This window comes from Enterococcus silesiacus (genome assembly GCF_001886225.1).
In the GTDB taxonomy this organism is placed as follows: domain Bacteria; phylum Bacillota; class Bacilli; order Lactobacillales; family Enterococcaceae; genus Enterococcus_L; species Enterococcus_L silesiacus.
On record NZ_JXLC01000021.1, the window covers coordinates 1 to 13,137 of the forward strand.

General features: G+C 35.4%; 12 protein-coding genes. 3 read left to right on the forward strand and 9 right to left on the reverse strand.

The features are described 5' to 3' along the window. From RV15_RS13295 to RV15_RS13315, 6 genes are all read right to left on the reverse strand, one after another. On the reverse strand, positions 1-1,027 hold a 1,027-nt coding region (locus RV15_RS13295; RefSeq protein ID WP_139243037.1), incomplete at its 3' end, for a hypothetical protein. Between the two features lie 435 nt (positions 1,028-1,462). Next, the gene (locus RV15_RS18990; protein ID WP_245791373.1) at positions 1,463-1,840 is read right to left on the reverse strand and encodes a hypothetical protein; all 378 of its coding nucleotides are present in this window, start codon (positions 1,838-1,840) and stop codon (positions 1,463-1,465) included. A gap of 47 nt (positions 1,841-1,887) precedes the next feature. Next, complete coding sequence (locus RV15_RS18995) at positions 1,888-2,076, reverse strand: DUF805 domain-containing protein (RefSeq protein WP_245791375.1); 189 nt, start codon at positions 2,074-2,076, stop codon at positions 1,888-1,890. A 473-nt stretch (positions 2,077-2,549) separates the two neighbouring features. Then, positions 2,550-3,014 carry a hypothetical protein gene (locus RV15_RS13305; protein WP_071878512.1) on the reverse strand — a complete coding sequence of 155 codons (465 nt, stop codon included), beginning with the start codon at positions 3,012-3,014 and terminating at the stop codon, positions 2,550-2,552. A gap of 720 nt (positions 3,015-3,734) precedes the next feature. Further along, positions 3,735-5,570, reverse strand: a complete 1,836-nt coding sequence (gene lepA, locus RV15_RS13310; protein WP_069639994.1) for a translation elongation factor 4 — start codon at positions 5,568-5,570, stop codon at positions 3,735-3,737. A 178-nt stretch (positions 5,571-5,748) separates the two neighbouring features. After that, positions 5,749-6,363 (reverse strand): histidine phosphatase family protein, encoded by a 615-nt coding sequence (locus RV15_RS13315; protein WP_071878513.1) that lies wholly within the window; start codon positions 6,361-6,363, stop codon positions 5,749-5,751. Positions 6,364-6,501: 138 nt separating this feature from the next. Between RV15_RS13315 and RV15_RS13320 the strand changes: the two genes are divergently transcribed. From RV15_RS13320 to RV15_RS13330, 3 genes are all read left to right on the forward strand, one after another. Next, positions 6,502-7,722 carry a GNAT family N-acetyltransferase gene (locus RV15_RS13320; RefSeq protein ID WP_071878514.1) on the forward strand — a complete coding sequence of 407 codons (1,221 nt, stop codon included), beginning with the start codon at positions 6,502-6,504 and terminating at the stop codon, positions 7,720-7,722. Between the two features lie 78 nt (positions 7,723-7,800). Beyond that, on the forward strand, positions 7,801-8,280 hold the full coding sequence (locus RV15_RS13325; protein ID WP_071878515.1) for a nucleoside 2-deoxyribosyltransferase: 480 nt from the start codon (positions 7,801-7,803) through the stop codon (positions 8,278-8,280). A gap of 42 nt (positions 8,281-8,322) precedes the next feature. Continuing rightward, complete coding sequence (locus RV15_RS13330; RefSeq protein WP_071878516.1) at positions 8,323-9,000, forward strand: DUF2238 domain-containing protein; 678 nt, start codon at positions 8,323-8,325, stop codon at positions 8,998-9,000. A gap of 51 nt (positions 9,001-9,051) precedes the next feature. On the opposite strand, the gene RV15_RS13335 is transcribed toward RV15_RS13330, so the two are convergent. From RV15_RS13335 to clpB, 3 genes are all read right to left on the reverse strand, one after another. Next, positions 9,052-9,456: an organic hydroperoxide resistance protein gene (locus RV15_RS13335; RefSeq protein WP_071878517.1), complete on the reverse strand. Its 405-nt coding sequence runs from the start codon at positions 9,454-9,456 to the stop codon at positions 9,052-9,054. Between the two features lie 166 nt (positions 9,457-9,622). Then, the gene (locus tag RV15_RS13340; RefSeq protein WP_071878518.1) at positions 9,623-10,063 is read right to left on the reverse strand and encodes a MarR family winged helix-turn-helix transcriptional regulator; all 441 of its coding nucleotides are present in this window, start codon (positions 10,061-10,063) and stop codon (positions 9,623-9,625) included. A 127-nt stretch (positions 10,064-10,190) separates the two neighbouring features. Then, a complete protein-coding gene (gene clpB / locus RV15_RS13345; protein ID WP_071878519.1) occupies positions 10,191-12,794 on the reverse strand; it encodes an ATP-dependent chaperone ClpB in 2,604 nt (867 codons plus the stop codon). Positions 12,795-13,137 lie beyond the last annotated feature (343 nt).

Below are 13,137 nucleotides of genomic sequence, written 5' to 3' on the forward strand. Positions count from 1 at the left end.
GTGTTTCTTCTGCACCAGGTATTGGGTTTCCGTTTGGATCCGTCGGTATGATATTACCTGTTACTTTGCTACTGTACCAGACTGTTATAGTACCTTCATTCTGAGATATTGTATCTGATATAACATTATTGACAGAGCGTTCATTATAAGTCATTTCAGACTTGGGTTTTCCATTCAACGTATTAGGAGCCGCAGCAAATGAATATAACCATTTATCTCCTAAAGTCATATCCTTTCCGATATATTGATTTTGTTTTAATATTTCTAATGAATCTTTGTCTTTATATTCAACAGTAACTGGTTTTCCAGTTATTGATACGCGGGACACACCAGAACCAATTCTTTTTTCAGCAGGCATGGAAGGTGGAAATGTGCTTGAATCTACATTGTCGCTATTGTAATCATTGTCCTTCGGAAAATCAAAAGTAGCTTTAAGATAATCTTGATCAGAGAGTTTAATTGTTGATAATAGTTCTCCATCAATACTAATTTTATCTGTCATCACAACTAATTCCTGAGACGGAATTCCACCAAAGTACGAATCTAAATTAACGTAAAACTGATCTTTATTTAATGAAATTTTGCCAATCTTATCTCCAATTTTATAGTCAAGATTCGCACTAACTTGTGAACTATCCAAAACGGGACCCTTACCATCCCTATCTTTAAAATATGAAAGAGCAATATATTTGTCTACCAGTAAATAAGATCCCTTTACAGCTCCCTCGTTCTTTCCAACTAACACTTCAACAAAACTTCCGTCTTTTCCTGTCTCCACATAACCAATAGTTTTTTCTTCTGTAGGTTTTTCATCCGATAAGGTACTAGGAGCTAAATCACCAGTTGAATCATCTGATACTTGTTCTGTTGCTACAGGTTCTTTATCAGAGGCCGCAACAGGCTGTCCACTTATTATGATTGCCCCACTAATTCCTAGAAATAGTAATGACCCATAAACCCATTCTTTTTTCGATTTAACATGCTGTTTAGGTTCACTCTTTACTAAATCATGTTGTTGTTTTTTCATTATGATCCTCCTCTTAGAATGGTAACAATTTTATAAGATGTTTAAATCTTTGTTACACTAGTTAAACTTTACTGGATTTTTATGTTCGATTTGTTTAAATTTTACTTATTTCCAAACAAACCATCAATTTCAAAAACATATATCACATGATGAAAATACCGTCTAAAACGATCATTGTTCTTTCGGTGTATTCTATTTACAGTAAAGGTATAACATAACAAAAACAAAGTTAATCAAGTCTTTTATCTATAAATAAAAGATTGCATGTAGTAAGGATACGAGGTTATTTTTACTAACCTATCATTGGTCTAGCTTGAAGTTTTATGTTTATCGCTTTTAATTACAGCTTATCCTACTACATTCTAACTACCACTCTTTTTGAATTTAAAACCTTCTTATTCATTCGTACCTCTATTTTTTATAACTAGCTCAAAATCAGCTATAATTACTAAACGGATCATCATTTTCTTTTTCCCGTAAAAAGAAACAAACAAATTTATTTCTACTTGTCGTTGTTAAAAAATCCGTTGGCAGCAAAGTTAGGACAAAGAATAGCAAGCCGATAGCATAGCCTAGAAATGCAATTAACACGCTTCCTGATTGTGCTTGCTGTGTGTAGACTTGATTATCAAGATTCGATAGCATTGAAATACTCTGGACACCTTGATTTAAGTTCGTATAACTCGATGCCGTTGCTATAATCCAAAATACTAAAAAGCCTCTCCCTCTTAACCCTGCATCTCGATATCTGCGAACTGCTAAAGCAGCACTAGGAATCAGTAATGCTAAGAACAGTAATAAGGTAACAATCAAATATATCAGCAGCCCTCCAATTACTTGCTCTTGATTCGCTCCTGATCTTACAACGGAAAAATAATTATAGGCAGAAGGACAATAAAGCAAATGACCGTTAAAATTGTTAAAATAAGCGTTACCCACCAATATCCCGCTCTAGTTGTTCGCCCTTTAAAGTCAAAATACCCTTTAAAAAAATCTCCTATTGCTTTTCCAAAAGTTACCTGGCCTTGAATTTGATGTATTTTTTTCATCTGCTCACTCCTGTCAAACTAGTTATGGTTGTTATTGTGATTATACTAACAAAATAACAGAATCTTCTTCTGCCCATCAAATCCTTCATACTTCTCATATCGTTAAAATGTGAAACACTCACTCCACCAATTCCGTTGAAAATAATGTACACTTAGGAAGCTCAACATACATAAGAATTATTCTAAATAATACTACATTTCGAAAAACAGAAATTTTGAAATGTTGTGCTTTTTCCCCAGTTTTCTATAATAAACACCACCTTTTTATTTTCAAAAAATAAATTACTATTTGTATACAAAAATATTAACATGATTATGCTAACTGTAACTGTCACTTTTAGTTAAATATTTTCGCCTTTTTTGATAAATAAATAGTCTCCACATCCTCAGGCACGCTTAAGGACGCAGAGACTATTTTGATAAAAGCTAAGAGTTGTTTTAATAATAATTTGCTGAATTCATTCTACTCGATATTAACCATTGTTTGCATCAAAAATCAATGTCCCATTGACGTAAACTTGGCTATCCGTCGTTTGAACAGATTCTGCTTTGCTTGCATCAAAAGATGCCACTTCTTTTCCATTATAGATCACTTTACCATTGCTGACAGCTAAAGAAGTAGTTATACCGTTTGATGTTGACGATGATGAAGAATAATTCTCACTATCACTAGAATAATTATAGTTGATCGTTGTCTGAGTATTTCCCTCTTCATTCTCAACTTCTTTTTCATCCTTCCCATTATCATCTGAGTAAGAACCTGAGTATGAACCTGTGTTAAAGTTATCAAACTTATACTCAGTATAAGTTGGCGTTTCTGATCCTGCTATGGTTGTTTCATAGCCTTGTGTTGGGGCATCCATTGTTGGCTGTTCCGTTGTTTGTACCCCTCCTAAGAAAAATGGTGTTAGTGATGCAAATAGTAAATTGTTCATCATGATAAATACGCTCCTTAATAAAATTTTTTATTGCCTTTCAGCAACAGAAGCTAGTGTATCACTTTTTTTAATAACAAAAAAAACATATAAATAACAAAATATAGTGAAATATTACAAGTGAACCCTTCACTTTTTAGTCATTTAATCATAAAAAAATTATTTATTTCCATTCCTCCATTCTCACTAAATCACTCTTATCCCTTATAAATTCCCTGAATTTATCAATCAAAAATAACTACTAATATATGTACTAGTTTTATATTTCATATAATACAATATCATTTCGCTTCAAGTCAGATCAACTATTTTTTAAACATCAATAACACTATTGTGTGTATTTTTAATACAAAAGATGATCAGTGAGTCGAACTTACAAAAAGAAAAATTCCATTTAGATAATATAAAACGTATTAAATAGTAGAACAGAGTACTTTTTAACGTCTAAACTTGTCGCTTATCTCCATTCTCATATCTTACTATTAATTTGCGTTATGTTTACCAAAAATAACTAACTTCCAGAGACTTTTCAGTTTTGAATATAGAAAAAAGTACCTTCTTTCGAAGATACTTTCGTATACTTTAATCATAACAACTATTCAGTAACTGTGCTCATTATTTGTTATAACATCATTTACTACAACAACCGTTATAGAACAGACACTCCACTTATTATAAAGCAATTAAGCCTGTTCATACATTAAGCATTCATTTCTTAAATTGCTACTTCTTCGGTTCGTCCTCATCCATTTTCAGAACAGCCATGAAGGCTTCTTGCGGAACTTCAACAGAACCAACTTGTTTCATCCGTTTTTTACCATCTTTTTGCTTTTCTAATAACTTACGTTTACGTGAGATATCCCCACCATAACACTTAGCCAAAACATTTTTGCGCAATGCTTTGATGGTTGAACGTGCTGTAATCTTTTGGCCAATCGCAGCTTGGACTGGTACTTCAAATTGTTGTCGAGGAATTAATTTTTTCAACTTCTCAACAATCACTTTTCCACGTTCAAAAGCAAAATCTTTATGCACGATAAAGCTCAATGCATCGACTTTTTCTGAATTTAACAGAATATCCATCTTAGACAGATTGCTCTTACGATAGCCGATCATTTCATAGTCCAATGACGCATAGCCTTTAGTACCAGACTTCAAACGGTCAAAGAAATCATAAACAATCTCTGATAACGGCATATCATAAATAACATTTACTCGGTATTCATCCAAATAATCCATCGTGACAAATTCACCACGTTTACGTTGTGAGATTTCCATAACAGCTCCAACATATTCATTTGGCACCATAATCGTTGCTTTAACGTATGGTTCTTCCACAAAGTCAACAGAGCTTTGGTCTGGGAATTCAGCTGGATTATCAACCACAATTTTCGTACCATCGGTCTTTGTTACATGATAAATTACGGAAGGAGCCGTCGTGATCAAGTCAAGATTAAATTCTCGTTCTAAACGTTCTTGGATAACATCCATATGCAACAAACCTAAAAATCCACAACGATAACCAAAACCTAATGCTTGAGATGATTCCGCTTCAAACTGTAATGCCGCATCATTCAGCTGTAATTTTTCCAATGCTTCACGCAACTCAACATAACGTGAATTGTCGATTGGATACAGTCCACAGTATACCATTGGATTCATTTTACGATAGCCAGCTAATGCTTCTTTAGCAGGATTATTCGCTAATGTGACAGTATCCCCTACTTGCGTATCACGAACTGTCTTGATAGCAGCTGTAATGTAGCCCACATCGCCGACCATTAAAAAGTCACGACTGATCGGCTTTGGTGAGAAGATCCCAACATCTGTCACTTCAAAGGTTTTATTATTATTCATCATCATGATCTTATCACCAGGCTTGACAACACCATCCATGATCCGTACATTCAAAATAACCCCACGATAACTGTCATAAACAGAATCAAAAATCAACGCTTTCAAAGGTGCTTCAAGATCACCTGTCGGCGCTGGAACCAAATCAACGATTTGTTCTAAAATGTCTTCGATTCCGATCCCCGCTTTAGCACTTGCTAAAACAGCATCACTAGCATCAATCCCGATTACATCCTCGATTTCTGTGCGGACACGCTCTGGATCTGCTGCAGGTAAATCGATTTTATTGATCACTGGAATAATTTCCAAATCATTATCTAACGCTAAATAAACATTCGCCAAGGTTTGTGCTTCGATCCCTTGAGCCGCATCAACAACTAAAATAGCCCCTTCACAAGCCGCTAAGCTTCTTGATACTTCATAAGTAAAATCGACATGTCCAGGCGTATCGATCAAATGAAAAATATAATCTTCGCCATCTTTTGCTGTATACGTTAATTCAACAGCATTCAGTTTGATTGTAATCCCACGTTCACGCTCTAAATCCATGGCATCAAGTAACTGGTCTTGCATTTCACGGTCAGAAACGGTTTCAGTCTTTTGTAAAATACGGTCAGCTAATGTAGATTTTCCGTGGTCAATATGAGCAATAATGGAAAAATTGCGAATTTTCTCTTGTCTTTGCTTCATTTCATTTATATTCATTAATAGTCCTCATTTCTTTTATGAAACGCTGAATGAGCTTGTGATTTCATCAAATCAACTAGTGTTGGCTCATCGCTCAGATCATTTTCAATCAGCACTTTCCATTATAGCAATTTTTTCGCCAGAATTAAAGAACTTTCCCATGTTTCATTCCCTATTAGCAGAATCGCTCTCCCGTTTAGATCAACTCATAGTCATTTGTAATATACTCAAGTCCGCTTTCTTGAACAATAAAAAAACCAGTTTGTGGAACATCAAGTTGAATTGTTTTTTCATAGGGTAATTTTAGTATACTACCTCGTAACACTCGCCCTAATAAACCATGGGACATAACGATAATATGTTGCTGCTTGACCGTTTTAATTTCTTCTAACCACTTGGTGCAGCGCAGCTGGACATCTTTATAGGTTTCGCCATTTGGTGATTTAAAATACCAGTTGAATTCGTTATACCCTTTGTCTTTCGTTTCTGCTATGATAGCTTGCCTATTTTTGCCGTTCCACGAGCCAATATTCACCTCTTTTAACTGCTCGTCTTTGATGAGGTTAATCACTTGTCGATCTAATGTTTCATAAATTATTTGAGCACTTTGCTTGGTTCGTCCGAGTGGGCTGTAGAAAAAGGCAATTTCTTGATCGTCAAACGTCCTTAATTTTTGCTTTAAAAGTAGTCCGTTTTCTTTTACCTGCCTTTTCCCAAGAGGAGTTAATGGTGAATCCAGAGTTCCCTGATAAATCCCCTGTCGATTATATTCTGTTTCTCCATGCCTAAGTAAATAAATTTTTTTCTTCAAAAAAACACCTCCAAAAAAAGCATACCATAAGCTTGTCTCAGCAAATATGCCTCTTTACCTTTTCTTAGAGAGATTTATTCCGTTTATTCCTATTTTTTTGATATACTGAGTATAGAAAAAATAATTGGAGATGGAAAAATGGACCAAAAAGAGTTCAGAGAAAGTTTAGAACTGAAAGCCGTTGATGAACAATACGTTGATCAGTTCAATGAATTATTGAGTTATGTGTTTCAATTTACAGAAGCTGATTTAGAAGAAAGCGGCTATGAAAGCAAAAAGGAATTAATCAAATCCAAACAGCCTATTTTAGAACAATCTAAAGTGTTCGGCTGGTTTCATGAAGATAAACTAATTTCACAAATTGCGATTTATCCATGTGAAGTGAATATTCACGGGACATTATTTAAAATGGGTGGCGTGACCGGTGTCGGTACCTATCCTGAATATGCCAATCATGGCTTAATGCAAGACTTGATTCATCTGGCCTTAAAAAATATGCGTCAAGATCGACAATGGATTTCTTATCTATATCCATACAGTATTCCCTACTATCGCAGAAAAGGCTGGGAGATCATGTCCGACAAGCTTTCTTTCAAAATCAGAGATACTCAACTGCCTAAACAAGTTGATGTCCCTGGTATGGTGGAACGAGTAAGTGTAGATCACGAAGATGTCTTTACAGTCTATGCAAAATTTGCTCGCCAAAATCATGGGGCTTTGATTCGCAGTGAATTTAACTGGGAAGAATATTGGCGCTTTGAAAATGAAGAGGAACGAACTGCTGCGGTTTATTATGGAGCAAATCAAGAACCTTTAGGTGTCCTTTTTTATTGGGTAGCGGAAGAAGTTTTTCATATCAAAGAAATGTTTTATATCAATCAGGAAGCTAGAAATGGCTTATGGAATTTCATTTCCGCACATTTTTCAATGGTTTATTGGGTTAAAGGGGACATTTACAAGAACGAACCATTAGCCTTTTTATTGGATGACAGCCAAATCAAAGAAACCATCGAACCTTACTTTATGGCGCGAATCGTGGATGTAAAAGAGTTGTTGCTGACGTATCCGTATGCCAGTACAGCCAAACCATTTCACTTTGTCGTAACGGATCCTGTCGCCGAATGGAACAATGGTGTGTTTAGTTTATTATGGGATGAAGATGATCAAGTATCTGTAACGGACGAACCGCTAGGACAGCCTGTGCATATTGATATTCAGACCTTAACTTGTTTGTTGATGAATTATCGTCGGCCAACTTATCTGCACCGAATCGAGCGTTTAGATACGGATAAGGAAACGTTGAATTCATTGGAACGAATTTTCCCTGATCAAGAAGCATACTTTAGCGATTACTTTTAATTAAATTACAAATGAATTACCTGTAATCGGCTTTTTTGTAAAAAATAAACATTATGATACTAACTTAGAGGTGAAAACATGAAACTATACTTTGCAGGACCAATGTTTGCAAAATCAGACTTACTTTACAATGAATTCTTAGTGAAAAAAATTCGTGAATTAGATCGTTCTCTTGAGGTTTATTTACCACAAGAAAATGGTGCAATCAATGATAAGGCCGCTTATGCGGATAGCAAGATGATTGCATTAGCAGATACCGAAAAAGTGCTTGAAAGTGATTTATTAGTGGCTGTTCTAGACGGTATTACGATTGATGCCGGTGTAGCCTCTGAAATTGGGGTTGCTTATGCTAAAAATATTCCAATAATCGGCTTATATACTGACACTCGCCAACAAGGTGCAGATAATCAAAAAAAATTAGCTGCTTTAGGTGATACGGCTGAAAATCAATTCCATTATCTTAACTTATATACAGTTGGTTTAGTAAAATTAAATGGATCAGTTGTAACAAATGAACAAGATTTCTTAGCCTTAATTAAGGAACAATTGAACAAATAAGTAAATTGCTCTTTATAATATATAAACATTGGAGGCTTTTATATGAAGTTAGAATTTGAGGATAAACAGGAAAAAGGTGCTTTTTACTTTTTACTCGTATTTGGTTTCATTACACTACTCGTAAATATCGTTAAAACCTTTGTCGTTCAACCAACAGAACAATATGTATTATTGACGTTTGAAATGATTGCAGGAATTGCTGTGATCTTCGTCCCATTTGTCTTTACTAAATTTACAGGATTAGTTTTTCCAAAAATGGTCCGACTGTATTATTGGTTTTTCATTTGGATTGCCGTGTTTCTTGGAACTGGTCTGCGCTTGATTATCGTGATACCATTCTGGGATAAAATTCTTCATGCTGTTAGCCCGATTTTATTGGTAGCTGTTGGCTATGCAATCATTGGGTATTGTTTGCGAGAATCGGATTTTTCTAAAATCAGTCCTTGGTTATTTATTATTATGGGCTTTGCGTTTGCAGGACTTTGCGGCGTTTTTTGGGAGTTCTGGGAATTCATTTGTGATTCTCTCGGTGATATGAATCTACAACGTTATATGACAGAAGCTGGACAGCCTTATGTTGGTCGTGAAGCATTGATGGATACGATGGGTGATTTATTTACAAATACGATTGGTGCACTAATTTTGACCGTTTATAGCTTTACTCAACGACATAAACCTGAGTATTTTAAGGCGTATGCATTTAGAAAAATAAATAAATAAAATAGAAAAACGACAACTTTTGACTCACTAAAGTTGCCGTTTTTCTATTTTTTATTCTACTTCTAACTCAACTGAAATATTCCCTCTTGTCGCTTTTGAATAAGGACATACTTCATGGGCTGCCTTTACTAATTCTTCTGCTGTTTTGCGATCAACGTCATCAATTTTTACAGACAAAACAACGCCCACTTGAAAACCAGACTGTTCACCACTGAATAATGACACCGTTGCTTTTACCGTGCTTTTTGATGTGATTTTTTGTTTCGCCATCACAAGTTCTAAAGCACTATTGAAACAAGAGCTGTAAGCTGCCGCAAATAATTGTTCTGGATTTGTTTTATTTTCTTGATGAGGACCAGGAGAGGTTACTTGATAACTAAATGATTTATCTGGTGAAAAAACTTCCCCTTCTCTTCCGCCTGTATTAATGATTGTTGTTGAATAGATTTTTTTCATGATTCATTCCTCCATTTCTTATTTTCACACTATATCGTACAATTAAATTGTACACAATATTTATTCGAATGTACAATACTATGCTTCATAAACTTTACTATGCTTCATAAACTTTATAAAAAAGACTTTGAAAATCGAATCATTTTCAAAGTCTAGTTTCTATATATTAATTGTTGATTTCACTAATTTGTTTGCTTAATGAGTTAATTTGTTCGATTAAAGAAAAATAATCTTTTTCATTAAAATCCAGTTGAGTTAAGCAGCCTTCTACTTGATCATAAATTTCAGTTTCCAACTGAATTGCTTTTTCTGAAAGTGAAATGATCACGATTCGTTCATCTTCTGGCAATCGATTGCGATGAATATAGCCATTTTTTTCCATTCTTTTCAGCATAGGCGTTAATGTTCCCGTATCCAATGCAAGCTTTTCTCCAATATCTGAAATCCTCTGATTTGAGTATTCCCATAAAACCAGCAATACTAAATATTGAGGATAGGTTAAATGAAATGGTTTTAACGCCTTAGTGTACATTCTACTAAACTGTTTTGAGGCCGTTTGTAAAGAAAAACAAAGCTGTTCTTCTAATCTTCTGCTTTTTTTATCCACTAAATCCCTCTTTTAACTTGTTGATATACTAGTTAGATTCTACACAAAATCGTTTTTAAAATCAATTTTTTATACTTACAAAAAATTGAGACAGCTTCGTAAAAAGCCATCTCAATCAATTTCGTTCTTATTCTTTTATTGGTTTATTTTCAAACACTAGCTGCCCATCTAACAAACTAATCGTCACTTTTGTTTTTGGCAATACTTTACCTGATACGATTTCTTTTGCCAAAGGTGTTTCCACTTCTTTTGTAATGAAGCGTTTCAATGGACGTGCACCATATGCCGGATCATATCCACTTTCTGCGATCCACGTTTTTGCTTCGTCAGAAATCACTAATTCGATTTCTTGATGCTCTAAACGTTTTGCTAATTGAGCAGTCATTTTTTCAATAATCCCTTTGACGTTTTCCAAGCTCAATGGAGTGAAAAGAATGGTGTCGTCGATTCTATTTAAGAACTCTGGTTTGAAATTGCCTCGTAAAATCGTCATCACTTGTTCTTCTATTTCGTCTGGAATCGTTCCTTCTGAGGTTACACCTTCAAGTAATAATTGAGAACCAATATTACTTGTCATGATCAACACAGTATTTTTGAAATCGACTACGCGTCCTTTAGAATCGGTCAATCGACCATCATCCAAGACTTGGAGTAAAATGTTGAATACGTCTGGATGTGCTTTTTCAATTTCATCTAATAAAACGATTGTATATGGATTACGGCGCACAGCCTCAGTTAATTGACCACCTTCTTCATAACCGATATAGCCTGGAGGTGCTCCAACTAAACGAGAGACGCTGTGTTTTTCCATATACTCACTCATATCGATCCGCACCATTTGATCTTCTGAATCGAATAAATCTTCTGCTAAGGCTTTAGCAAGTTCTGTCTTACCAACACCAGTTGGTCCTAAGAATAAGAATGACCCTAATGGACGATTTGGATCTTGTAAACCAGCACGTGAACGAATCACAGCGTCACTAACAGCATCCACGGCTTCATCTTGCCCAATAACACGTTTGTGAAGGGTTTCGTTTAATTTCATGAGTTTTTCACGTTCGCCTTCAACTAGTTTCGTTACAGGAATCCCTGTTAGACGACCAACCACTTGCGCGATTTCGTTTTCTGTCACTGCTTCTTGAACCATTCTTACATTATCCTTGGCGTTTTTAGCTTCAAGTTGTTTCAATTCTTCTTCTAATTGTGGAATCGTACCATGACGGAGAACAGCTGCTCTTTCTAGATCATAATTATTTTCAGCATCTTCTAGCTCATGTTTGGCCTTGTCGATTTCGCCACGTTTATTGCTAACTGCATTAACTTCCTCTTTTTCTGTTTCCCATTGCATTTTCATAGCATTGGCTTCTTCACGTAGATCTGCTAATTCTTCTTGCAATGCATTTAGACGTTTTTTGCTGGCATCATCTGATTCCTTTTTCAAGGCTGCTTCTTCGATTTCTAATTGCATCAAACGACGTGTTACTTGATCAAGTTCTGTCGGCATTGAATTCATTTCAACACGAATCGTTGCACTCGCTTCGTCGACTAAATCGATGGCTTTATCCGGTAAGAAACGATCTGTGATGTATCGATCGGATAAAGTTGCTGCAGCGACTAATGCATTATCGTGGATATTCACGCTATGATGAATTTCAAAACGTTCTTTTAGTCCACGTAAAATACTGATCGTATCTTCAACAGTTGGTTCTTTGACTAAGACTTTTTGGAAACGACGTTCTAGTGCTTTATCTTTTTCCATGTATTGGCGATATTCATCTAGCGTTGTAGCACCAATCAAATGTAATTCACCACGAGCCAACATTGGTTTTAACAAGTTACCCGCATCCATGCTGCCTTCTGTTTTTCCTGCGCCAACGATATTGTGAATTTCGTCGATGAATAGAATGATACGGCCTTCACTCTTTTTCACTTCTTTTAAAACAGCTTTTAAACGTTCTTCAAATTCACCACGGAATTTAGCACCTGCAATCAATGCACCCATATCCAAAGAAAAAATTGTTTTATCTTTTAAGTTTTCTGGTACATCTTTACGCACGATTCGTTGCGCTAAGCCTTCAACGATTGCCGTTTTACCAACACCTGGTTCACCGATCAAAACAGGATTATTTTTTGTTTTACGAGAAAGAATCCGAATTACATCACGGATTTCTTCATCACGGCCGATAATAGGATCTTGATTGCCGCTTTTCACTTGTTGTACTAAATCTACCCCATATTTTTCTAAAGCTTTGTATTGTTCTTCTTGATTTTGAGAAGTCACACGATCTCCCCCTCTCATGTCTTCGATATTTTTACGTAGTTCTTTTTCGGTGATTCCCTGACTTGTTAAATATTTTGTTAAACGATAATTTTTCAATTTCATCAACGCTAAAATCACGATTTCAGTTGCTAGAAACTCATCTTGAAAGGATTCTCTAAGTTTGTCTGCTTCACCTAGCAAGTTAAACAGATTTTGACTCATACTTTGACCATATTGAATATTGCTACCTTGAATACTTGGGTACTCGTCGATTGCCTTATCAATTTCACGTTCAAAAGCTTCTACATCGACCCCTGCATCTGTATAAAAATTACGGCCAAAATGATTTGGTTGTAAAAAAATCTTCCATAAGTGAGCAATATCAATTTCCTGATGATGACGAGTAACAGCCACCTGTTGCGCCTCTGCAATTGCCTCTTGTAATGTCGTTGTCATTTTCTCAATGTTCATAGAATTACCTCCTAAATTTAAAAGCGGAACAAATCGGTTAATCCTGTAGAAAATTAGGAAATGAACATTGAAGCGCTCTTTGCTTCACTGTTCATTTGTCTATTTTCATAAGGATTGATTTGTGTAGCTAGATAATGTTAAAAACGGAACAAATCGGCTACTCCTGTAGAAAATTAGGAAATGAACATTGAAGCGCTCTTTGCTTCACTGTTCATTTGTCTATTTTCATAAGGATTGATTTGTGTAGCTAGATAATGTTAAAAACGGAACAAATCGGCTACTCCTGTAGAAAATTAGGAAATGAACATTGAAGCGCTCTTTGCTTCACTGTTCATTTGTCTAT

What these genes read in the sequence shown, in the direction of transcription:
- RV15_RS13335 (WP_071878517.1), bottom strand. Translation starts at nt 9,456, where the DNA reads ATGAAAAAAATCTATTCAACAACAATCATTAATACAGGCGGAAGAGAA.
- RV15_RS18995 (WP_245791375.1), bottom strand. Translation starts at nt 2,076, where the DNA reads ATGAAAAAAATACATCAAATTCAAGGCCAGGTAACTTTTGGAAAAGCA.
- RV15_RS13305 (WP_071878512.1), bottom strand. Translation starts at nt 3,014, where the DNA reads ATGATGAACAATTTACTATTTGCATCACTAACACCATTTTTCTTAGGA.
- RV15_RS13325 (WP_071878515.1), top strand. Translation starts at nt 7,801, where the DNA reads ATGAAACTATACTTTGCAGGACCAATGTTTGCAAAATCAGACTTACTT.
- RV15_RS13330 (WP_071878516.1), top strand. Translation starts at nt 8,323, where the DNA reads ATGAAGTTAGAATTTGAGGATAAACAGGAAAAAGGTGCTTTTTACTTT.
- RV15_RS13320 (WP_071878514.1), top strand. Translation starts at nt 6,502, where the DNA reads ATGGACCAAAAAGAGTTCAGAGAAAGTTTAGAACTGAAAGCCGTTGAT.
- clpB (WP_071878519.1), bottom strand. Translation starts at nt 12,794, where the DNA reads ATGAACATTGAGAAAATGACAACGACATTACAAGAGGCAATTGCAGAG.
- lepA (WP_069639994.1), bottom strand. Translation starts at nt 5,570, where the DNA reads ATGAATATAAATGAAATGAAGCAAAGACAAGAGAAAATTCGCAATTTT.